Raw genomic sequence first — 20,726 nt, 5'->3', positions numbered from 1 at the left:
GGTTACTCGTTTAGAGACGAACCTGTCCTTCATAGACGCGTACGGCCGGGCCAGTCATCATCACGGGCTTGCCGGGGCCGGCCCATTCGATGTGCAGGCGGCCACCGGGCAGGTCGAGGGACACCGGGGAGTCCATCCAGCCCTGGCTGATCGCCGCCACGGCCGCGGCGCAGGCGCCGGTGCCGCAAGCCTGGGTTTCGCCGGCGCCGCGTTCCCACACGCGCAGGTTGGCGCGGTGGCGGTCGATGACTTGAATGAAGCCGGCATTCACCCGCTGTGGGAAGCGTGGGTGGTTTTCGATCTTCGGGCCCAGCTCGTGCACGGGGGCAGTATGCACGTCGTCGACACGCAGCACGGCGTGCGGGTTACCCATGGACACGGCGGCTATGGAATGCAGCTGGCCGTCGACCTCCAGTGGGTAGCTCAGCGCCTGCGCGTCAGCAACGAAGGGGATTTCGGCAGGGATGAAGCGGGGTGGGCCCATGTCGACACTCACCTGGCCGTCGTTCTGCACGTCCAGCACGATGATGCCGCTCTTGGTTTCCACGCGGATGCGCTTTTTCGCGGTCAGGCGCTTGTCCAGCACGAAGCGGGCAAAGCAGCGCGCACCGTTGCCGCATTGCTCGACCTCGGAGCCGTCGGCGTTGAAGATGCGGTAGCGGAAGTCCACTTCCGGGTTGTTCGGCGCCTCGACGATCAGCAACTGGTCGAAGCCGACACCGGTATGGCGGTCACCCCATTGCTTGGCGTGCTTGGGCTGAATGTGCGCGTGCTGGCTGACCAGGTCCAGGACCATGAAGTCGTTGCCCAGCCCATGCATCTTGGTAAAACGCAGCAGCATGGGCTTACTCCGGCAGCAGGCTTTCGCCAGCATACAGTTCGGCGACGGTCTCGCGGCGGCGTACTTCGAACGCCTGGTCGCCGTCGACCAGGATTTCAGCGCAACGGCCGCGGGTGTTGTAGTTGGAGCTCATGACAAAACCATAGGCGCCCGCGGACTCTACGGCCAGCAGGTCACCTTCGGCCAGGTTGAGGACGCGGTCCTTGCCGAGGAAGTCGCCAGTCTCGCAGATAGGGCCGACCAGGTCGTAGGCACGGCCTTCGCCTGCACGTGGCTTGACCGCGCTGACACCCATCCAGGCCTGGTACAAGGCCGGGCGGATCAGGTCGTTCATCGCTGCATCGATGATGGCGAAGTCCTTGTGTTCGGTGTGCTTGAGGTATTCCACGCGGGTCAGCAGCACGCCAGCGTTGGCGACGATGTAGCGGCCTGGTTCGAACACCAGAGCCAGGTCGCGCTCGCCCACGCGCTCGCGGATGGCCTTGATGTAGTCGGCCACCCGTGGTGGCTGTTCGTCGCGGTAGCGCACGCCGACACCGCCACCCAGGTCCAGGTGGCGCAGGTGTATGCCGCACTCGGCCAGGCGGTCGACCAGCACCAGCAGGCGGTCGAGGGCGTCGAGGAATGGCTCGACGGTGGTCAGCTGCGAGCCGATGTGGCAGTCGACACCGACCACTTCCAGGTTCGGTAGCTGTGCGGCGCGTACGTAGATGGCCTCGGCATCGGCAATGGCGATGCCGAACTTGTTTTCTTTAAGGCCGGTGGAGATGTACGGGTGGGTACCGGCATCGACGTCCGGGTTGACCCGCAGCGACACCGGGGCAACCTTGCCCATTTCGGCGGCGACTACTTGCAGGCGCTCCAGCTCGTCGGTGGATTCGACGTTGAAGCAGTGCACGCCAACTTCCAGGGCGCGGCGCATGTCTTCACGGGTTTTGCCGACGCCGGAGAACACCACGCGGTCGGCACGCCCGCCAGCGGCCAGCACACGCTCCAGTTCACCACCGGAGACGATGTCGAAGCCTGCGCCCAGGCGCGCCAGCACGTTCAGCACGCCAAGGTTGGAGTTGGCCTTGACCGCGAAGCACACCAGGTGCTCGGTGCCTTGCAGGGCGTCTGCGTAGCTACGGTACTGGGCCTCGATGTGGGCGCGCGAGTACACGTAGGTGGGGGTGCCGTAACGTTCAGCAATGGCCGACAGGGCCACGCCTTCCGCGAACAGCTCACCGTCGCGGTAGTTGAAAGCGTTCATCTGGTTTCCTTACTGCGCTGGCGACTGCTCGGGCTCGGACTCGGACTGCAGCTCGGGCTGCTGTTCTTGTGCCGGGGCCGACTTGGCTTTTGGCTGGTGCTGGTGCGACGTGTGCGCTTTGCCGTTATCGCCATCTTCAGGCAGATACAGCGGGCCTTTCTGGCCACAGGCCGAAACGAGGCAGGCAACAGCGACCAGCGCCGCGAAGGAGGAAATCAGGCGCTTCATGGGTGAAATCCTTAGAAAAATGCAGTATTGCGCCCGAGTATACCGAGCGACCGGCGGCTTGCCTATGCAAGGACCGGTCCGCCGGGCGGGCTATGCTTAGCCTCTGCGCAGCCCCCTGTAGGAGCGGGCTTGCCCGCGAAGAGGCCGGTGAAGGCAACGGCTAAACCTTTGCATTCGGCGGCAAGCGCCCGTATCTTGCCCGGCTTGCCTGTAACGCAGCCAATTTCGAGGTTCCTGCAATGAGTTTGAGTGAAGCGCGTTTCCATGATCTGGTCGACGCGACCCAACAGGCCCTGGAAGATCTGTTCGACGAGAGCGGTCTGGACCTGGACATGGAGAACTCCGCCGGTGTCCTGACCGTCAAGTTCGAGGGCGGTGCCCAGCTGATCTTCAGCCGTCAGGAGCCACTGCGCCAGCTGTGGCTTGCCGACCGCTCCGGTGGTTTCCACTTCGATTACGACGAAGACAGCGGCAAGTGGGTGTGCGAAAAGAGCGAAGAGTTGCTGGGGGAAATGCTCGAGCGTATCGTCTGGGAGCGGGCCGGCGAGAAGCTGGACTTCGACGAAATCTGACATGAGTAGCGCCCAGGCCCGGCCGCCCAAGCCGCTTTACAGCAACGTCAGCCCTGCAGTGCCGTCACCGTGCATCAGCGTATGCCGGCTGGACGAACAGCGGGTGTGCACCGGTTGCCATCGGCATGTCGAGCACATTCGCGAATGGCGCTCGGCCGATGACGAACGGCGCCGGCAGATCTGCCGCGAGGCCCAGGTCTTGCGCGATCAGGCTAAGGCACACTGAGCGCAGGGGCTTGAGTATTTGCCCGGCTGTGGTAGTGTCGGGTTCTGCGTCGGTGACGCCAAAGCCTTCTCAAACCCCGCCCTTGGGCGGGGTTTTGCTTTATTTGCACATTGAAAACTGCCTGTTCAAAGGAGTCTGACTGGATCATGAGCACCAAGCCTTCCCTCATCCTCACCCGATTGGACGTACAGCGTCTGGAGCGTCTGATCGACAGCCTCGACGAGAGTACGCCGGGTGTGCTCGCCCTGCAGGACGAGCTTGACCGCGCCGAGCAGGTGGTCGGTCACGAGGAAGTGCCGGCGGGCGTGGTGACCATGAACTCGCGGGTGCACTGCCGTGAGGAAGCCAGCGGCAAGGACTACCACCTGACACTGGTGTACCCCAAGGATGCCGGGCCGGAAGGCAAGGTCTCGATCCTGGCGCCGATTGGCTGCGCCTTGCTGGGGCTGTCGGTGGGCGAGCAGATCGATTGGCCGGCACCGGGGGGCAAGACCCTCAAGCTGAAGCTGCTGGAAGTGGAGTACCAGCCGGAAGCAGCGGGCGATTACGACCTGTAAGGGCCAGGGGCCGCTTCGCGACCCATTTGCAGCACAAGGCTGTTCCACAGCGGTCTTGTGCTGCGAGTTCAGGCGCCTTGCGCCAAAACCTGTTCCAGCCCCTCATTCAAAGCCTGCTCCAGCACCCGCTTGTAGCTCAGGTAGACCTGCGTTGCCCCCAGCCGGTCATCCAGCAGCTCGGACAAATCCAGGTCGGTGATATAGCACCGGTACCGCTCTGCGCCACGGCGCTGACCGATGATCTGCCGGGCCACCACCGCGTACAGCTGCTCACCATGTTCCAGTTCGGAAAACTCCTGCTGGTCGCAGTACAACGTCACATGCGCCACACCCGCTACACCGGCCTGGATAATCGCCTGTACCTCATAGTAAGGCTGGTCGCTGCCCTCGGCCGGGGCCAGGCGCGGCTCGATGCTGCGTGCCTTGCCTGGGCCGGTGGGCAACAGCTGCGCGAAGTGGATATCCAGCGAGGCGGGCCGCAGGCTATCGAGGGGCAGGCGTGCATCGCGGCGCATCACCACCGAGCGCAGAAAGCGTTGCAGTGGCAACAGCAGATGCGCTTCGTCATGCAGCGGCAGGCGTTGTTGCCACAATGCGTTGTATTCATCCAGCACATACACGTCGGCCCAGCCGCCCTGCAGGCGGTAGAACACCTGAATACAGGCTGGCCGGCCTTGCTCCAGCACCAGGCGCAGGTCGTGATCCTGCAGGGCATTGGCATCCAGGTACAGCGGGCTGTAGGCACTGCGTTCTTCGCCCAGGTAGGCCAGCAGCGCCTCATGCTCGGCCAGGGTCGTCAGGCTGACATGCTCGGGCAAAAGCTCCAGCACATGGGTGTGTTGGGCCACTTGTAGCAGGTAGCGGTGGTGGAGCCCTTGGTCCCGCAGCAGCTGCACAGTGTCGAAAATTTCCTCTACGCGTTGGCCGATAGGCTGGGCGCGGCTTTGGCAGAAGCAGCGTACCCGCACCCGTGGCCGGTGGCCGCGTTGCGCCGGGCTGTTGAGGAAGTCGCGCAGGCAGCGCACCAGCGCGTGTTCGCCGTCATAGCGCTGGACCAGCACCTCGTTCCAGCTGTTGACGGTGACCTGGTCCAGGGTCAGCACCAGGTTTTCGCGCACGCCAGCGTAGCTCAACGCATCGGTGCGCTCTGTGGTCATCAGCACGTTCAGGTCGCGGTGGTGGCGCAGCGGGTCGACGCCGACGTTGACCAGCAACAACACCTCATCGGCAACGCTGGGCTGCAAAAGGCGCACTTCGCTGACGGTCGGCAAGGGCAGGGGGATACTTTGCCGCAGACAGCCCAGCAGGTTGAACAGCTCGAACTCCCCGAGGTCGCTGGCCCCTGGATGCAGCGCCATGCGGGTGCTGCTGTCGATCACCCCGTTGCGATGGGCCCAGGTCAGCAGTTCGAGTAGCTCGCGGCAGCGCTTCATCGGGCTGAAGTGCTGTACTTCATGGGTGCTCAGGTTGCCGCTGTACAGCTCCCAGTGGTAGCTGCCCGGCTCCTTGCGGTTGGGTGCCTGGACCAGCGTCAGGGTGTCTTCGGCGAGGTCAGGGGCGATGCCGGGATTAATCACTTCGACCTTGCCGGCGCGGCGCTCGAAGGCGGCGTACAGGCGCCGGCCCAGCACATTGAGGTCGCGCTGGTCGGCGCGGCTGCTGGCGTTCTGGGTGCGGGCGAACTGGCTGAGGAAGCGATAACTGAGGTTAAGCTCGGCCACCAGCTCACGCCGCTCGACGGCGACCTGCTGCACTTTCCATTGGCTGCGGCTGTCCAGCAGGGCCAACTGGCGCTGGTCCCAGCCCCATTCGTCGGCCAGGCGCTGCAGCAGCCGACGTTGCCAGCCATGGCTGCGGCCCTGGTCGCTGAGCTTCTTGTTCACCTTCAGGTACAGGCTGCGTCTTACCAGCTCCAGGCGCGCGGTTTCGCCGCGTTGCAGCAGGTAACGTTCGATGCGCCGGTAGACCATCACGTAGGGGTCCAGCTCGTCGAGGTCGAGCTGGTTGGCAAACACTGCCTGCTTGTAGTCCAGGCTCAGGCAGCGCACCGCAGGGTGTTCGCTGGCGTAGGCTTCGGTCAGCAGCAGTTTGAGCAGCGATTTGTAGGGCGAGTCGATGCCTTTGAACAATTGCCACAGGCCAGCGCCGACGAACTCACCGGGCGGAATGTGCGCCAGGTTGCCGAGGTCAAGGGCTTCCTGGCTGCGGATGAAGCGCTTGGACAGCAACGTCTGGGTGTAGCTGTAATAGTTGTGCTCCTCGTACACCGGTACCAGCCACCACAGTGGCGTGCGCCCGGCCAGCCACAGGGTGGTGCGGTAGAACTCGTCCAGCAGCAGATAATGCTGGGTGGTGCCGCAGTCGTCGGAGCCGAGCTGGCCATCGCGCTGACCCTGGGCGAAGCCCTGTGTGTCGATCAGGAAAAAGTGTGCTTCGGCGCCCAGGCTTGCCGCCCAGGCCTCCAGCAGCTGGCACTTGCGGCGCAGCTCACCCAGCAGCTGTTCGGGCAAGCCGGGTGCATGGCACACCCACAGGTCCATGTCGCTGTGCTCGGCCTGCGCCAGCGAGCCCAGGCTGCCCATCAGGAACAGGCCGTGGATCGGGCGTGGCGGGTTGCCATGCTGGGCCTTGTAGGTGAACGAGCGGGCCAGGCGTTGGGCATCTGCCACCAGCTCGGCGCTTGGCTCGTACGCCGATACGCCCGCGGGGGTGCTGCCGGAAACGTAACCCGGCAATAGCGGGTGGTTCACGTGAAACAGCAGCGGCAGCAATGACAGTACCTGTTGCTGGCGCGTTGACAGGCCTTCCTTAGCCCGCTGCAGTCGGCCCTGGTTCAGATGCAGGAAGCGCGCACGCAATGTCGCCAGGACCTTGCGGTCGATGCCTTCGTCCAGGTCAGGGCGGATTTCGTGAGGGTGGTTCATTGCGCGCTCGGGCAGGCCATTGAAGCTGTGGCGAGTTTAGCCTGAGTGGCGGGGTCGGATAAGCGGTAATTGAAATTTTGGCGCCATTTTTCCAGCGCTGGCCTGCTCCAGCTTTCGCTGCGCTTCAGGCATGATGGGCGCATTGAGTTCATGTAGAGAGTGTCCAATGCGTGTATGGATCGATGCCGACGCCTGCCCCAAGGCGGCCAAGGATCTGATCGTCAAGTTCGCCCTCAAGCGCAAGTTCGAGGTGGTGATGGTGGCGGGGCAGGCGGTGGCCAAGCCGGCGTTCGCGATCGTGCGCCTGATCGTGGTGCCCAGCGGCATGGATGCGGCCGACGATTACATTGTGGAGAACGCCGTGCCGGGCGAGCTGGTGATCTGCAGTGACGTGCCGCTGGCCGACCGCCTGGTGAAAAAGGGCGTGGCCGCGCTGGACCCGCGTGGGCGCGAGTTCGACGAGCGCAACATGGGCGACCGCCTGGCGGCGCGCAACCTGTTCACCGAGCTGCGTGAGCAGGGCCAGGTGGGGGGCGGGCAGGCGGCCTATGGCGAACGTGAGAAACAGGCGTTTGCCAATGCACTGGACCGGATCATTGCCCGGCTCTCGAAAGGCTGAGCGCTGACACCGGTTCCTGTAGCGACAGCCCAGGCTGGCGCGGTGGATGGCACCGGCTCTGCCGGTGTTCGCGGGTAAACCCGCTCCTACAAGCGATCGCGCAGTTGCCCCACAGGCTATCGCGAAGTTGCCCCACAGGTACCGCGTGGCCTTGAAGCCTGCGCTGGACCTGTGGGAGCGGGCATGCCCGCGAAGAAGCCGACGCAGTAACTTACTCGTGCGTCAGCTCCAGCACTCGGTCCACCAGCTTGTAGATCCCGCCCGCCGCCTCGCTGATCGACTTGGCCTCCATGTACGCCGGGGTAGTCACGAGCTTGCGCTGGGTGTCTTCGACAATGTCGTGTACATCGCATTCTTCATGGGTGCCGCCCATCTTTTCGACAGCCGCCGCAGTGCCGGCATCGCGCCCGATGGTGCAGACCACGCCCGGCCCGTAGATCTTCGCCGCCAGCGCCGGCGAGATGCAGATCAGGCCTACGGGTTTGCAGGCGTCGGCAAAGGCTTCGGCCAAGGCCAGCACGTCTGGGTTCACGCTGCAGTTGGCGCCTTCCACGGCAAAGTTGGACAGGTTTTTAGCGACCCCGAAACCGCCCGGCACGATCAGCGCATCGAAGTCTTCGGCCTTGGCCTCACGGATATCCTTGACCTCGCCGCGGGCGATGCGCGCCGACTCCACCAGTACATTGCGCGATTCGGGCATTTCTTCGCCGGTCAGATGGTTGATTACATGCATCTGTGCGATGTTCGGCGCGAAGCACTGCACCTGCGCACCGCGCTGGTCGAGGCGCAGCAGAGTGATCACGCTTTCGTGGATTTCGGCGCCGTCATACACGCCACAGCCGGAAAGAATCACCGCTACTTTTTTTGTCATGCTCATTACTCCAGTGTCGAGGCGCTAAATGTCCTCTAGTTTGGCAGATGTCGCCATAGGGATTCCTGCGGGGGCGGCCTAATCTTGGTGGATAACACCTGAGGTCGCGCCCATGGACCTGATACTGTTGGCCGTACCGTTCTTTTTTGTGCTGATAGCCGTCGAGCTGGTCGCCGACCGCGTGCGCGGCCAGCACAATTTCACCCTGGCCGACTCGATCAACAGCCTGAGTACCGGCGCACTGTCGACCAGTACCGGCCTGCTGACCAAAGGCGTAGGGCTGGTCACCTATGCCCTGGCCTTCGAGCACCTGGCGCTGCTGCAATTGCCGGCGCAGGCAGGGTGGGTCTGGTTGCTGGCCTTTGTCCTGTACGACTTCTGTTACTACTGGCTGCACCGCCTGGGGCATGAGCGCAACGTGCTGTGGGCTGCGCACTCTGTGCATCACCAGAGCGAGGAGTACAACCTCACCACGGCGCTGCGCCAGACCAGTAGCGGGTTCATCTTCTCGTGGCTGTTCTACCTGCCGCTGGCGCTGCTGGGCGTGCCGCCACTGGTGTTCATTACCGTGGCCTCGCTCAACCTGCTGTATCAGTTCTGGGTACATACCCGGCATATTCCCAAGCTTGGCTGGCTGGAGTGGGTGTTGATCACGCCGTCCAATCATCGCGTCCACCATGCGCAAAACCCTGCTTACTTGGATCGCAATTACGGTGGTGTGTTCATTCTCTGGGACCGTCTGTTCGGCACTTTCAAGGAGGAGGACCCGGCCGAGCCCGTGGTGTTCGGGGTGACCACGCCGCTGGCCAGCTGGAACCCGCTATGGGCCAACCTGCAGTTCTATGCCCAGCTCTGGCATGACGCCCGGCGCACCACCAGCCTGTGGGACAAGCTGCGTATCTGGTTCATGCCTACCGGCTGGCGCCCGGCCGATGTGGCCGCACGCTACCCACAGGCCAAACAGGACCTGGCGCTGTTTCACAAGTTCGAGATTGCCCTGGGGCGCGGGCAACAAGCCTATGTGGCGGCGCAGTTCGTGGTTTATGTGGCCTTGGGCAGCTACCTGATGGACGTGGCTGACCGCGTGTCGGCCGCCGCGCTGGTGCTCGGCTGGTCACTGATGGCGTTCGGTTTGTTCGTGCTGGGCGCGTTGCTGGAGAACCGGCCCTGGTCTGCACGCCTGGAGTTGGCGCGGTTGTGTCTGAATGCGCCGGCATTGTACCTGGCCGGCGCCTTGGGCTTAGCGGTGGTCGCGCCGCTGGCCTGGCTTCTGCTCGTGGCCTACAGCCTGCTCAGCCTCTGGGGGCTGGGCCTGGCTCGCCGCCCTGCGCTCCGCGCGCAGAGTACGGAAGCGCCGGCGCAGCCACAGCAGGCCGCCCAGCGCCACCAGGCCGCCAAGCACCCATAGCTCGTAACGCTTGACGTTGCCCAGCAAGCCTTCGAGGATGGCGCCGAAGTGGTAGGCGGCGGCGCCCAGGGCCACTGCCCAGACGCCCGCGCCAATCCCGTTCAACAGCAGGTAACGGCGTGGCGGGTAACCCGACAGGCCGATGGCCACCGGCATGACCGTGCGCAAACCATAGACAAAGCGGAAGCTCAGCACCCAGATATCGGGGTGGCGGCGGATGTGGTCCAGCGCCCGGTCACCCATTGCCTGCCAGCGCGGCTTGCGCGCCAGGATCCTGCGCCCGTGGCGTCGGCCCATGAAGTACCACAACTGGTCGCCCGCGTAGCTGCCGAAGAAGGCCACCAGGCATACCAGATTGATATCCATGTAACCGCGGAACGCAAGGAATCCCGCAAGCACCAGAATGGTCTCGCCTTCAAAGAAGGTGCCTAGAAAAAGGGCGAAGTAGCCGAAATCCTGCAGGAATTGTTGAAGCATTTTCTGAGGTGCTGGCGAAATGAACGCGCAGCCTACCCCTTCGCGCGCGTTCGTGAAAGTGTCCAAATGTGTCTCGACGTGAACATTTCCAGCGCAGACAATGCCACAAGCCACTTGCCACGGCTTGCCCATGTGTGTAACACGGGCGTCATAATGAGCGCTTATCTTGCCGCTCAATAGATGATAGGGCGTTAACGTCCTCAGGAACGCCAGATGAATAATGAAGTGCTAAGCCCTGTCGCGATCAAGGATGCTCAGGAGCTCCCAGAAGAGATGCTGCAGACCCCGCCAGACCTGCCTCCGGTGGCCGAGCCTGTAGCGGAACAGGTGGTCGAGCCTGTGGCTCCGGTGCCCGCGCCGTCCCCGGCCATCGCCGTCCCTGGTCTGGACGACAGCAGCCTGTACATTCATCGCGAACTCTCGCAACTGCAGTTCAATATCCGGGTGCTGGAGCAGGCACTGGACGAGAACTACCCGCTGCTGGAACGCCTCAAGTTCCTGTTGATCTTCTCCAGCAACCTTGACGAGTTCTTTGAGATTCGAGTCGCCGGCCTGAAGAAGCAGATCAACTTCGCCCGTGAACAGGCCGGCGCCGATGGCCTGCAGCCGCACCAGGCGCTGGCGCGTATCAGCGAACTGGTGCACTTCGAGGTGGAGCGCCAGTACGCGATCCTCAACGACGTGCTGCTGCCTGAGCTGGAAAAGCACCAGATCCGCTTCATCCGCCGCCGCTACTGGACACCCAAGCTCAAGACCTGGGTACGCCGCTACTTCCGCGACGAAATTGCCCCGATCATTACTCCGATTGGCCTCGACCCGACTCACCCGTTCCCGCTGCTGGTGAACAAGAGCCTCAACTTCATAGTCGAGCTCGAGGGGGTGGACGCCTTCGGTCGCGACTCGGGGCTGGCGATCATTCCGGCACCACGCCTGCTGCCGCGGGTTATTCGCGTGCCGGAAGAGGTGGGCGGCCCGGGCGCAAACTACGTGTTCCTGTCGTCGATGATCCACGCGCACGCCGACGACCTGTTCCAGGGCATGAAGGTGAAGGGCTGCTATCAGTTCCGTCTGACGCGCAACGCCGACCTGGCGCTTGACTCTGAAGAGGTCGACGACCTGGCCCGCGCGCTGCGCGGCGAGCTGTTCTCGCGCCGCTACGGTGACGCCGTGCGCCTGGAAGTGGCCGACACCTGCCCGAAACACCTGTCGGACTACCTGTTGAAGCAGTTCAGCCTCAGCGAAAGTGAGCTGTACCAGGTCAATGGCCCGGTCAACCTCACCCGCCTGTTCAGCATCACCGGCCTGGACAGCCACCCGGAGCTGCAATACACACCGTTCACCCCGGCGATCCCCAAGCTGCTGGCGAACGCTGACAACATTTTCAGTGTGATCAGCAAGCAGGACATCCTGCTGATGCACCCGTTCGAGTCCTTCACGCCAGTGGTCGACCTGTTGCGCCAGGCCGCCAAGGACCCGCACGTGCTCGCTGTGCGCCAGACTCTGTACCGCTCGGGGGCTAACTCGGAAATCGTCGACGCCCTGGTGGACGCGGCGCGTAACGGCAAGGAGGTCACTGCGGTGATCGAGTTGCGTGCGCGTTTTGACGAAGAGTCCAACCTGCAGATGGCCAGCCGCCTGCAAGCGGCTGGTGCGGTAGTGATCTACGGTGTGGTTGGCTTCAAGACCCACGCCAAGATGATGCTGATTCTGCGCCGCGAGCAGGGCGAGATCGTGCGTTACGCGCACCTGGGCACCGGCAACTACCACGCCGGCAACGCCCGCCTGTACACCGACTACAGCCTGCTGACTTCTGACGATGCGCTCACCGAAGACGTCGGCAAGCTGTTCAGCCAGCTGATCGGCATGGGCAAGACCCTGCGCATGAAGAAGCTGCTGCATGCGCCGTTCACCCTGAAAAAGGGCATGCTCGACATGATTGCGCGGGAAACCCAGTTTGCCCTCGAAGGCAAACCGGCGCACATCATCGCCAAGTTCAACTCGCTGACCGACGCCAAAGTCATCAAGGCGCTGTACAAGGCCAGCCAGTCGGGCGTGAAAATCGACTTGGTGGTGCGTGGCATGTGCTGCCTGCGCCCGGGCATTCCGGGGGTTTCGCACAACATCCAGGTGCGCTCGATCATTGGCCGCTTCCTCGAGCACACGCGGGTGTTCTACTTCCTCAATGGCGGCGAAGAGCAGATCTACCTGTCCAGCGCCGACTGGATGGAGCGCAACCTCGACAAGCGTGTCGAGACCTGCTTCCCGGTGGAAGGCAAGAAACTGTTGCTGCGGGTGAAGAAGGAGCTGGAAGGCTACCTGACCGACAATACCCACGCCTGGACCTTGCAGCCAGACGGGCGCTACGTGCGCAGCACCCCGACCGGCAACCAGAACCCGCGCAGCGTTCAGGCGACCCTGCTGGAGCGCCTGAGCAACCCGGTCCTCAACGTACGCTGAGGACGAAGCCGACCCGGGCCAGCCACTCCGCCTCGTTGGCGAAGTCGGCCTGGGTCAGCTGGTTCTGCTGCAGCCAACCTTCAGGGAAGGCTACATCCAGGCTGTTGTCCCCGCCGTGCAGTTCTACCGTTGGCATCTGCTGGGTGCCGCGGATGTGGTGGAACAGGATGGCAAAGCGCAGCAGTACGCACAGGCGCAGCAGCTTGACCCCTTCATCACCCAGTTCGGCGTAACGGTCCTTGGGAATGTTTCGGCGGTGGCCGCGCACCAGTAGGGCCATCATCTGCTGATCTTCCCGGGAAAAGCCTGCCAGGTCCGAGTGCTCGATCAGATAGGCGCCGTGCTTGTGGTAGTGATAATGGGCAATGTCCAGCCCGATTTCGTGCACTTTCGCAGCCCAGCCCAGTAGATCGCGCCAGTTTCCGTCTTTCAGGTCCCAGGCATCGGCCACTTGGTCGAATGCGTGCAACGCCTTGCGCTCGACGCGCGCAGCCTGGCCCTGGTCCACGTGATAGCGCTCCATCAGCGAGTTCAGGGTGCGTTCGCGCACGTCTTCGTGGTGGTGGCGGCCGAGCAGATCGAACAGCACACCTTCGCGCAGGGCGCCGTCGCAGTGGTCCATGCGGTGCAGTTCAAGGGCATCGAAGATGGCTTCGAGAATCGCCAAGCCCGCCGGGAAGATAGCGCGGCGGTCTGGTTTGACGCCGTCGAAGTCGATCTTGTCGACTTCGCCCAGCTTGAACAGCTTGCGTTTGACCCAGGCCAGGCCTTCGGCGTTGACCTCGCCATTGCCCAGGCCGCCGGCCTTGATGGCCGCGCCGATGGCGCGAATGGTGCCGGATGAGCCGATGGCCTCATCCCAGGTCAGGCGGTGCAGGGCATTTTCGATGCTCATCAGTTCCAGGCGCGCGGCAGTGTAGGCCTGGGCATAGCGGGCCGGGGTGATCTTGCCGTCGCGGAAATAGCGCTGGGTAAAGCTCACGCAACCCATCTGCAGGCTTTCGCGCAGCAGCGGCTCGAAGCGCTGGCCAATGATGAATTCGGTACTGCCGCCGCCGATGTCGGCCACCAGGCGCTTGCCGGGTGTGTCGGCCAGGGTGTGCGACACGCCCAGGTAGATCAGGCGCGCCTCTTCACGGCCGGAGATGACTTCCACCGGGTGGCCGAGGATGGCTTCGGCGCGCTGGATGAATTCGTTACGGTTGCGCGCTTCGCGCAAGGCGTTGGTGCCGACGATACGCACGGAGCCTGCCGGCATGCCGTTGATCAGCTGGGAAAAGCGCTTGAGGCAATCCAGGCCTCGTTCCATTGCCTCTTCACTGAGCATGCGCTCTTCGTCGATGCCTGCGGCCAGTTGAACCTTCTCGCCGAGCCGCTCAAGGATGCGGATTTCGGTATGGTGGGCCTTGGCCACGACCATGTGAAAACTGTTGGAGCCAAGGTCGATGGCGGCGATCAGGGACAGGTTCTTCGCGATGGTATGCGGCATGATCTGGTTGTTCTCGGTCGTTAACCTGGCAATCGTGCCACGATAGCAGGCTATCGCCAACGCGTGACACTCAGCCGTTGTACTGGCCTTGATGCAAGGCAATGTGCCATTCGATTCTATGACGGCCATATGACAGTTTCGATTCGCGGCGTCTTGCGCAACTATAGTTACACTCAATCGTCCGTGGCTTCCTGTCCGGCGTAGGTGCGGCTATCATGGGCCACGTTTTTTGCTTACGACCCTGGAGATATCCATGAGCAGCGATCTGATCAAACATGTCACCGACGCCTCCTTCGAAGCCGATGTCCTGAAGGCCGAAGGCGCGGTACTGGTCGACTACTGGGCTGAATGGTGCGGTCCATGCAAGATGATCGCTCCGGTTCTGGACGACATCGCTTCCACCTACGAGGGCAAACTGACCGTCGCCAAGCTGAACATCGACGAGAACCAGGAAACCCCGGCCAAGCACGGTGTGCGTGGTATCCCGACGCTGATGCTGTTCAAGAACGGCAACGTCGAAGCCACCAAGGTTGGTGCACTGTCCAAATCGCAGCTGGCCGCATTCCTCGACGCCCACCTGTGATGTGAAAAGGCCCCGCAAATGCGGGGCTTTTCTTTTTCAGAGCACTAGACGCAGAAAAAAGCAAGTGTTACATTCGGCCTCGCACTGCTTTTCCAGTGCCCTCTACATGCCGTCGCCGAAGCATCCCTAATTCGAATCAGTACGCGATCCTGTCGCCATCCAGCGGCGCGGCCTCATTAAGCCAGAAGCTTAATTCTCCCTTCTTACATGATTACGTCATTCCCCTTATGAACCTGACTGAACTCAAGCAAAAGCCGATTACCGATCTTTTGGAAATGGCCGAACAGATGGGCATCGAAAACATGGCCCGTTCGCGCAAACAGGACGTGATTTTCGCCCTGCTGAAGAAGCATGCGAAAAGCGGCGAAGAGATCTCGGGTGACGGCGTGCTGGAGATTCTCCAGGATGGTTTCGGTTTCCTGCGTTCGGCTGATGCGTCCTACCTGGCCGGCCCAGACGACATCTATGTCTCGCCCAGCCAGATCCGCCGTTTCAACCTGCGTACCGGCGACACCATCGTCGGCAAGATCCGCCCACCGAAGGAAGGGGAGCGTTACTTCGCCCTGCTGAAGGTCGATACCATCAACTTCGACCGTCCGGAAAACGCGAAGAACAAGATCCTGTTCGAAAACCTGACGCCGCTGTTCCCGAACAAGCGCCTGAAGATGGAGGCCGGTAACGGCTCCACCGAAGACTTGACCGGTCGCGTCATCGACCTGTGCGCCCCTATCGGCAAAGGCCAGCGCGGCCTGATCGTTGCCCCGCCGAAAGCCGGTAAGACGATCATGCTGCAGAACATTGCGGCCAACATCACCCGCAACAACCCTGAGTGCCACCTGATCGTCCTGCTGATCGACGAGCGCCCGGAAGAAGTGACCGAAATGCAGCGCACCGTGCGTGGCGAAGTGGTTGCTTCCACCTTCGACGAGCCGCCAACCCGCCACGTGCAGGTTGCCGAGATGGTGATCGAGAAGGCTAAGCGCCTGGTCGAGCACAAGAAAGATGTGGTTATCCTGCTGGACTCGATCACTCGACTGGCACGTGCCTACAACACCGTGATCCCGAGCTCCGGCAAGGTGCTGACCGGTGGTGTCGACGCCCACGCCCTCGAGAAGCCCAAGCGCTTCTTCGGTGCTGCGCGTAACATCGAGGAAGGCGGTTCGCTGACCATTATCGCCACTGCGCTGGTTGAAACCGGCTCGAAGATGGACGAAGTGATCTACGAAGAGTTCAAGGGTACCGGCAACATGGAGCTGCCGCTGGACCGCCGCATCGCTGAGAAGCGTGTGTTCCCGGCCATCAACATCAACCGCTCCGGCACCCGCCGCGAAGAGTTGCTGACCGCTGACGACGAGCTGCAGCGTATGTGGATTCTGCGCAAGCTGCTGCACCCGATGGACGAAATCGCTGCCATCGAGTTCCTGGTCGACAAGCTCAAGCAGACCAAGACCAACGATGAGTTCTTCCTGTCGATGAAGCGCAAGTAAGCTTCCCGATCAGGCAGTAATTGGGGCCGCCTTGCGGCCCTTCGCGGGCACGCCCGCTCCCACAGGTTAAATACAATCCTTGTGGGGGCGGGCGTGCCTGCGAAGGGGCGCAAGGCGGCCCCAGTGCATTTTTGCCCCCAAACAGGCCTCGAACGGCGCTACACTCTGCACCCCGACCGATACGGCCAACACGAGGCTCCTGCATGCAGTATCGCGACTTGCGCGACTTCATCCGTGGCCTGGAACAGCGCGGCGAACTCAAGCGCATCCAGGTACCGATCTCCCCCGTCCTGGAAATGACCGAGGTCTGCGACCGCACCCTGCGCGCCAAGGGCCCGGCATTGTTGTTCGAAAAGCCCACCGGCTTCGACATCCCAGTGCTGGGCAACCTGTTCGGTACTCCGGAGCGGGTGGCCATGGGCATGGGCGCCGAGTCGGTCAGCGAACTGCGGGAAATCGGCAAGCTGCTGGCCTTCCTCAAGGAGCCCGAGCCGCCCAAGGGCCTGAAGGACGCCTGGTCGAAGTTGCCGATCTTCAAGAAGGTCGTGTCGATGGCGCCAAAAGTGGTCAAGGACGCGGTGTGCCAGGAAGTGGTGGTCGAGGGTGACGATGTCGACCTTGGCACGCTGCCGATTCAGCACTGCTGGCCTGGCGACGTGGCGCCGCTGATTACCTGGGGCCTCACCGTGACCCGTGGCCCGAACAAGGACCGCCAGAACCTGGGCATCTACCGCCAGCAGGTGATCGGCCGCAACAAGGTGATCATGCGCTGGCTCAGCCACCGTGGCGGCGCCCTCGACTACCGAGAGTGGTGCGAGAAGAACCCCGGCCAGCCGTTTCCGGTCGCCGTGGCCCTGGGCGCTGACCCGGCGACCATTCTCGGTGCGGTGACCCCGGTCCCGGACACCCTCTCCGAGTACGCCTTCGCCGGCCTGCTGCGAGGCAATCGCACCGAGCTGGTCAAGTGCCGTGGCAGCAACCTGCAGGTACCGGCAACCGCCGAGATCATCCTGGAGGGGGTGATCCACCCGGGCGAAATGGCCCCGGAAGGCCCGTACGGCGATCACACGGGCTACTACAACGAAGTGGACAGTTTCCCGGTGTTCACCGTCGAGCGCATCACCCACCGGCAAAAACCGATCTACCACAGCACCTACACCGGCCGGCCGCCAGATGAGCCGGCCATTCTCGGCGTGGCATTGAACGAAGTTTTCGTGCCGATCCTGCAGAAGCAGTTCCCGGAAATCACCGACTTCTACCTGCCGCCGGAAGGCTGCTCGTACCGCATGGCGGTGGTGACCATGAAGAAACAGTACCCCGGCCACGCCAAGCGCGTAATGCTGGGTGTGTGGTCGTTCCTGCGACAGTTCATGTACACCAAGTTCGTTATTGTCACCGATGACGATATCAACGCTCGTGACTGGAACGATGTGATCTGGGCCATTACCACGCGCATGGACCCCAAGCGTGATACGGTAATGATTGACAACACCCCGATCGACTACCTGGACTTTGCGTCACCGGTGTCGGGGCTGGGTTCGAAGATGGGCCTGGACGCTACTCACAAGTGGCCGGGCGAGACTACACGCGAATGGGGCCGGGTCATCGTCAAGGATGAGGCCGTCACCCGCCGTATCGATGAGCTGTGGGATCAGTTGGGAATAGATTGATGCAGGTAACGTTGCAGCCGTCCGGGGCGGTGCTGGCGCTTGAACCCGGGGAAAGGATCCTGGATGGAGCACGGCGGCTGGGCTATGACTGCCCAAACAGCTGCCGCAATGGCAATTGCCATGTTTGCGCCGCGTTGTTGGTTGAAGGGCGGGTTCGCCAGGATGGCGAAGTCCGCGACCATGGCGAGTTGTTCACCTGCATTGCCGAACCGCTGGAGGACTGCGTGTTGCTCTGGGACGGTGTGCTTGCCTTGGGCGAACTGCCAGTGCGCAAGCTGGCGTGCAGCGTCAGTGAGTGCGTCGACGTCGGCGGCGACGTCTGGCGGGTGCGCCTGCGTGCGCCTGCCGGCAAGCCTCTGCGCTACCACGCGGGGCAATACCTGATGATCGAACGTGAGGGCGGCAAGCAGGCAGCCTTCTCCCTGGCGTCCGCGCCACATGCCGGGCGTGAACTGGAACTGCATGTGCTGGCGCGTGAGCCCAGTGCGGTGCAACTGATCGACCAGCTCAGGCGAGATGGCCTGGCGCGCATCGAAATGCCGTTTGGCGACACCCACCTGGCCGAGCTGCCTGACGGGCCGCTGGTGCTGATTGCCGCTGGCACCGGCATGGGCCAGATGCACAGCCTGGTCGAGCACTGCCGGGCTCAGGGCTTCAAGCACCCGGTACACCTGTACTGGGGGGTACGCCGGCCGGAGGATTTCTATCAGATCGAACACTGGGACGAATGGCAGCGCCTGCCTAACCTGTTCCTGCATCAAGTGGTCAGCGACCTGTGCGGCTGGGAAGGCCGCTGCGGCATGCTGCATGAAGCGGTCTGCGAAGACATTGCCGACCTCAATAGCGTGCATGTGTATGCCAGCGGCTCACCGAACATGATCTATGCCACGCTCGACGCCCTGGTCGAAGCCGGTATGGATGCGCACCGCATGCGTGCCGATGTGTTTGCCTACGCGCCGCGCGGTTAATAACCGAAGTTTGAAAGTATCGGTATAAGGCGGTAATTGTTACCGCCTTGGCCAATAACTTTCACCGCTGCTGAAATAGTACTTCCCAGTCGTCGGGGCCGTGTATGAAACGCGTGCTCAAAGGCTTGAGTATTCCTGCAATTCTGGCCTATGGTTACTGCAAGCGCCCTTGGTAAAGCGGCCTCGGGCCGCAGCGTAATCGAATCTCGCTACATCTGTAGTTCACAGGAATAATGGCGGCAGCTTATGTCGGCACTTGAAAGTATGTCTTGGGAAGTTTCATACCCTCCGGCACTTGATTTCGGTCAGCAACATACTCGCGAACAGTTGTTCAGCTCCATGAAGACAACCATGTCCAGGCATCAGGGCGGGCCGGTGTGGCTGTTTGCCTATGGCTCGTTGATCTGGCGCCCAGAGTGCAATTCGGTGGAGCGCCAGCGCGCGCGGGTACATGGCTATCACCGTGGCTTGTACCTGTGGTCGCATGAACATCGCGGTACCCCGGAAACGCCCGGCCTGGTGTTTGGCCTGGACCGCGGTGGTTCCTGCAGCGGCTTTGCCTACCGGCTGGATGAACGCAACCTGGACGACTCACTGATGGCCCTGTGGCAACGCGAGATGCCCTATCCGGCATACCGGCCGCACTGGCTCAACTGCCGCCTGGGCGATGGTAGCAAGGTGCAGGCCTTGGGCTTTGTACTGGAGCGGCATCTGCCGTGCTATGCCGGCAACTTGCCGGATACCTTGCTCAGCCAGATCCTGGCCAGTGCCAAGGGGCGTTATGGCACCACGCGGGAGTATGTCGAGCAGACCTTGAATGCACTGCGCAGTCACCAGATGCCCGATCGCAACCTGGAAGCGCGATTCAGGCGTTGCCACAATCTGCGCGAAGTGTGAACAACCAGTTCCGGCCTCTTCGCGGGTAAACCCTGCACGGTCGCCTGTAGGAGCGGGTTTACCCGCGAAAGGGCCGGGCCTGCAGGCCAATCCCCAGCCGCCGTTCACCGTTGCCGCCACCACCGTATTCGCGGGTAAACCCGCTCCTACAGGAACTGCATATTCCCTACCTGTAGGAGCGGGTTTACCCGCGAAGGGGCCGCTACTGCCTTACCTGGCCAGCACCACCAACTTACCTACAGCCTGCCGTTGCCCCAGCTTCTCGATAGCAGCCCCGGCTTCTGCCAGTGGATAAGTCTGCGACACCAGCGGCTTCAACTTGCCCTCGGCATGCCAGGCAAACAGCTGGCGGAAGTTGGCGGCATTGTCCTCCGGCTGGCGCTGAGCAAATGCCCCCCAGAACACGCCCAGTACCGCCGCGCCCTTGAGCAGCACCAGGTTGGCCGCCAGCTGTGGAATGCTGCCACTGGCAAAACCCACCACCAGCAGCCTGCCATTCCAGGCCAACCCGCGCACCGCTTGTTCGAACAGCTCGCCACCGACCGGGTCATAGATCACGTCCACGCCCTGGCCACCGGTCAGGCGTTTGATTTCTTCGCGCAGGTTGGCCTGGCTGTAGTCGATCAGCTCATCCGCCCCGGCAGCCTTGGCCACGGCCAGTTTCTCGGCACTGCTGGCCGCCGCGATCACCCGCGCGCCCATGGCCTTGCCGATCTCCACCGCCGCCAGGCCCACCCCGCCGGAAGCGCCCAGTACCAGCAGGGTCTCGCCGGCTTGCAACTGGCCACGCTGGCGCAGGGCATGCATCGAGGTGCCGTAGGTCATGCCGAAGGCCGCTGCGGTGGTGAAGTCCATGCTCGCCGGGATCGGCAGAACGTTATAGAACGGCACCGCCACTTGCTCGGCGAACGCACCCCAGCCGGTGAGCGCCATGACCCGGTCGCCTACCTTGAACGCGCCGGCCTTTTCGCCGACGGCGGCCACCACGCCCGCTGCCTCGCCACCTGGAGAGAACGGCAGCGGTGGCTGGAACTGGTACTTGCCTTCGATGATCAAGGTGTCGGGGAAGTTGACCCCGGCAGCCTGCACGTCCAGCAGGATCTCGTTCTTCTTCGGCAGTGGGCTGGCCACCTCTTCCAGCACCAGGTTGCGCGCCGGACCCAGGGTTTTGCACAACACAGCTTTCATCGGGGCTATTCC

Annotated in this window: 18 protein-coding genes and 1 pseudogene; 11 read left to right on the top strand and 8 right to left on the bottom strand. The window is 62.7% G+C overall.

The features are described 5' to 3' along the window. Nucleotides 1-10 precede the first annotated feature (10 nt). From dapF to N5D53_RS05265, 3 genes are read right to left on the bottom strand one after another with little or no spacing between them, the layout of a single operon-like run. Nucleotides 11-841 carry a diaminopimelate epimerase gene (gene dapF, locus N5D53_RS05275; RefSeq protein WP_014592814.1) on the bottom strand — a complete coding sequence of 277 codons (831 nt, stop codon included), beginning with the start codon at nt 839-841 and terminating at the stop codon, nt 11-13. Nucleotides 842-845: 4 nt separating this feature from the next. After that, on the bottom strand, nt 846-2,093 hold the full coding sequence (gene lysA / locus N5D53_RS05270) for a diaminopimelate decarboxylase (protein ID WP_010955746.1): 1,248 nt from the start codon (nt 2,091-2,093) through the stop codon (nt 846-848). Between the two features lie 9 nt (nt 2,094-2,102). After that, nucleotides 2,103-2,321 carry a lipoprotein gene (locus tag N5D53_RS05265; protein ID WP_190869838.1) on the bottom strand — a complete coding sequence of 73 codons (219 nt, stop codon included), beginning with the start codon at nt 2,319-2,321 and terminating at the stop codon, nt 2,103-2,105. A gap of 239 nt (nt 2,322-2,560) precedes the next feature. Here N5D53_RS05265 and cyaY point away from each other — a divergent pair, with 239 nt between their 5' ends. The 3 genes from cyaY to rnk all read left to right on the top strand — a co-directional run bounded on the left by cyaY (nt 2,561) and on the right by rnk (nt 3,676). After that, on the top strand, nt 2,561-2,893 hold the full coding sequence (gene cyaY, locus N5D53_RS05260) for an iron donor protein CyaY (protein WP_004575827.1): 333 nt from the start codon (nt 2,561-2,563) through the stop codon (nt 2,891-2,893). 1 nt (nt 2,894) lies between these two features. Next, nucleotides 2,895-3,119: a DUF1289 domain-containing protein gene (locus tag N5D53_RS05255; RefSeq protein WP_104962782.1), complete on the top strand. Its 225-nt coding sequence runs from the start codon at nt 2,895-2,897 to the stop codon at nt 3,117-3,119. A 146-nt stretch (nt 3,120-3,265) separates the two neighbouring features. Then, nucleotides 3,266-3,676: a nucleoside diphosphate kinase regulator gene (rnk, locus tag N5D53_RS05250; protein WP_003253652.1), complete on the top strand. Its 411-nt coding sequence runs from the start codon at nt 3,266-3,268 to the stop codon at nt 3,674-3,676. Between the two features lie 68 nt (nt 3,677-3,744). On the opposite strand, the gene N5D53_RS05245 is transcribed toward rnk, so the two are convergent. Then, entirely contained in the window at nt 3,745-6,600 is a 2,856-nt protein-coding gene (locus N5D53_RS05245) for a class I adenylate cyclase (protein ID WP_104962781.1), read from the bottom strand. A gap of 166 nt (nt 6,601-6,766) precedes the next feature. On the opposite strand from N5D53_RS05245, the gene N5D53_RS05240 reads away from it, so the two are divergent. Further along, the gene (locus tag N5D53_RS05240; RefSeq protein WP_266021925.1) at nt 6,767-7,219 is read left to right on the top strand and encodes a YaiI/YqxD family protein; all 453 of its coding nucleotides are present in this window, start codon (nt 6,767-6,769) and stop codon (nt 7,217-7,219) included. 211 nt (nt 7,220-7,430) lie between these two features. Here N5D53_RS05240 and elbB read toward each other — a convergent pair whose 3' ends face one another. Continuing rightward, a complete protein-coding gene (gene elbB, locus N5D53_RS05235) occupies nt 7,431-8,090 on the bottom strand; it encodes an isoprenoid biosynthesis glyoxalase ElbB (protein WP_104962780.1) in 660 nt (219 codons plus the stop codon). Nucleotides 8,091-8,202: 112 nt separating this feature from the next. On the opposite strand from elbB, the pseudogene N5D53_RS05230 reads away from it, so the two are divergent. Then, nucleotides 8,203-8,829: pseudogene (locus tag N5D53_RS05230) on the top strand (sterol desaturase family protein); the annotation flags it as partial. A gap of 501 nt (nt 8,830-9,330) precedes the next feature. Here N5D53_RS05230 and N5D53_RS05225 read toward each other — a convergent pair. After that, the gene (locus N5D53_RS05225) at nt 9,331-9,975 is read right to left on the bottom strand and encodes a DedA family protein (RefSeq protein WP_080771103.1); all 645 of its coding nucleotides are present in this window, start codon (nt 9,973-9,975) and stop codon (nt 9,331-9,333) included. A gap of 213 nt (nt 9,976-10,188) precedes the next feature. On the opposite strand from N5D53_RS05225, the gene ppk1 reads away from it, so the two are divergent. Next, entirely contained in the window at nt 10,189-12,432 is a 2,244-nt protein-coding gene (gene ppk1, locus N5D53_RS05220) for a polyphosphate kinase 1 (RefSeq protein ID WP_104962778.1), read from the top strand. Here the strand turns inward: ppk1 and ppx are convergent. Beyond that, complete coding sequence (gene ppx, locus N5D53_RS05215; RefSeq protein ID WP_104962777.1) at nt 12,419-13,921, bottom strand: exopolyphosphatase; 1,503 nt, start codon at nt 13,919-13,921, stop codon at nt 12,419-12,421. The genes ppk1 and ppx overlap by 14 nt on opposite strands. 253 nt (nt 13,922-14,174) lie before the next feature. Between ppx and trxA the strand changes: the two genes are divergently transcribed. From trxA to N5D53_RS05190, 5 genes are all read left to right on the top strand, one after another. Continuing rightward, nucleotides 14,175-14,504 (top strand): thioredoxin TrxA, encoded by a 330-nt coding sequence (gene trxA, locus N5D53_RS05210; RefSeq protein WP_003253660.1) that lies wholly within the window; start codon nt 14,175-14,177, stop codon nt 14,502-14,504. A 227-nt stretch (nt 14,505-14,731) separates the two neighbouring features. Further along, entirely contained in the window at nt 14,732-15,991 is a 1,260-nt protein-coding gene (rho, locus tag N5D53_RS05205; RefSeq protein WP_003253661.1) for a transcription termination factor Rho, read from the top strand. Between the two features lie 203 nt (nt 15,992-16,194). Continuing rightward, complete coding sequence (gene ubiD, locus N5D53_RS05200) at nt 16,195-17,661, top strand: 4-hydroxy-3-polyprenylbenzoate decarboxylase (protein WP_003253663.1); 1,467 nt, start codon at nt 16,195-16,197, stop codon at nt 17,659-17,661. Then, nucleotides 17,661-18,629: a CDP-6-deoxy-delta-3,4-glucoseen reductase gene (locus N5D53_RS05195; protein ID WP_010955736.1), complete on the top strand. Its 969-nt coding sequence runs from the start codon at nt 17,661-17,663 to the stop codon at nt 18,627-18,629. The genes ubiD and N5D53_RS05195 overlap by 1 nt, the downstream gene beginning before the upstream one ends. 246 nt (nt 18,630-18,875) lie before the next feature. Further along, the gene (locus N5D53_RS05190) at nt 18,876-19,526 is read left to right on the top strand and encodes a gamma-glutamylcyclotransferase (RefSeq protein ID WP_020192777.1); all 651 of its coding nucleotides are present in this window, start codon (nt 18,876-18,878) and stop codon (nt 19,524-19,526) included. A 210-nt stretch (nt 19,527-19,736) separates the two neighbouring features. On the opposite strand, the gene N5D53_RS05185 is transcribed toward N5D53_RS05190, so the two are convergent. Beyond that, nucleotides 19,737-20,714: an NADPH:quinone oxidoreductase family protein gene (locus tag N5D53_RS05185; RefSeq protein WP_266021935.1), complete on the bottom strand. Its 978-nt coding sequence runs from the start codon at nt 20,712-20,714 to the stop codon at nt 19,737-19,739. Between the last annotated feature and the right edge of the window lie 12 nt (nt 20,715-20,726).

The sequence above is a fragment of the Pseudomonas sp. GD03862 genome (assembly GCF_029840855.1).
GTDB classification, from domain to species: Bacteria; Pseudomonadota; Gammaproteobacteria; order Pseudomonadales; family Pseudomonadaceae; genus Aquipseudomonas; species Aquipseudomonas alloputida.
Note: the sequence above shows the minus strand (reverse complement) of the source record. Positions and strands in the feature narration are given on the sequence as shown.

Coding starts and splice junctions, on each gene's coding strand:
- trxA (WP_003253660.1), top strand. CDS start 14,175: ATGAGCAGCGATCTGATCAAACATGTCACCGACGCCTCCTTCGAAGCC.
- lysA (WP_010955746.1), bottom strand. CDS start 2,093: ATGAACGCTTTCAACTACCGCGACGGTGAGCTGTTCGCGGAAGGCGTG.
- elbB (WP_104962780.1), bottom strand. CDS start 8,090: ATGACAAAAAAAGTAGCGGTGATTCTTTCCGGCTGTGGCGTGTATGAC.
- N5D53_RS05185 (WP_266021935.1), bottom strand. CDS start 20,714: ATGAAAGCTGTGTTGTGCAAAACCCTGGGTCCGGCGCGCAACCTGGTG.
- dapF (WP_014592814.1), bottom strand. CDS start 841: ATGCTGCTGCGTTTTACCAAGATGCATGGGCTGGGCAACGACTTCATG.
- ppx (WP_104962777.1), bottom strand. CDS start 13,921: ATGCCGCATACCATCGCGAAGAACCTGTCCCTGATCGCCGCCATCGAC.
- cyaY (WP_004575827.1), top strand. CDS start 2,561: ATGAGTTTGAGTGAAGCGCGTTTCCATGATCTGGTCGACGCGACCCAA.
- ppk1 (WP_104962778.1), top strand. CDS start 10,189: ATGAATAATGAAGTGCTAAGCCCTGTCGCGATCAAGGATGCTCAGGAG.
- N5D53_RS05245 (WP_104962781.1), bottom strand. CDS start 6,600: ATGAACCACCCTCACGAAATCCGCCCTGACCTGGACGAAGGCATCGAC.
- rnk (WP_003253652.1), top strand. CDS start 3,266: ATGAGCACCAAGCCTTCCCTCATCCTCACCCGATTGGACGTACAGCGT.
- N5D53_RS05255 (WP_104962782.1), top strand. CDS start 2,895: ATGAGTAGCGCCCAGGCCCGGCCGCCCAAGCCGCTTTACAGCAACGTC.
- N5D53_RS05225 (WP_080771103.1), bottom strand. CDS start 9,975: ATGCTTCAACAATTCCTGCAGGATTTCGGCTACTTCGCCCTTTTTCTA.
- rho (WP_003253661.1), top strand. CDS start 14,732: ATGAACCTGACTGAACTCAAGCAAAAGCCGATTACCGATCTTTTGGAA.
- N5D53_RS05195 (WP_010955736.1), top strand. CDS start 17,661: ATGCAGGTAACGTTGCAGCCGTCCGGGGCGGTGCTGGCGCTTGAACCC.
- N5D53_RS05240 (WP_266021925.1), top strand. CDS start 6,767: ATGCGTGTATGGATCGATGCCGACGCCTGCCCCAAGGCGGCCAAGGAT.
- N5D53_RS05265 (WP_190869838.1), bottom strand. CDS start 2,321: ATGAAGCGCCTGATTTCCTCCTTCGCGGCGCTGGTCGCTGTTGCCTGC.
- ubiD (WP_003253663.1), top strand. CDS start 16,195: ATGCAGTATCGCGACTTGCGCGACTTCATCCGTGGCCTGGAACAGCGC.
- N5D53_RS05190 (WP_020192777.1), top strand. CDS start 18,876: ATGTCGGCACTTGAAAGTATGTCTTGGGAAGTTTCATACCCTCCGGCA.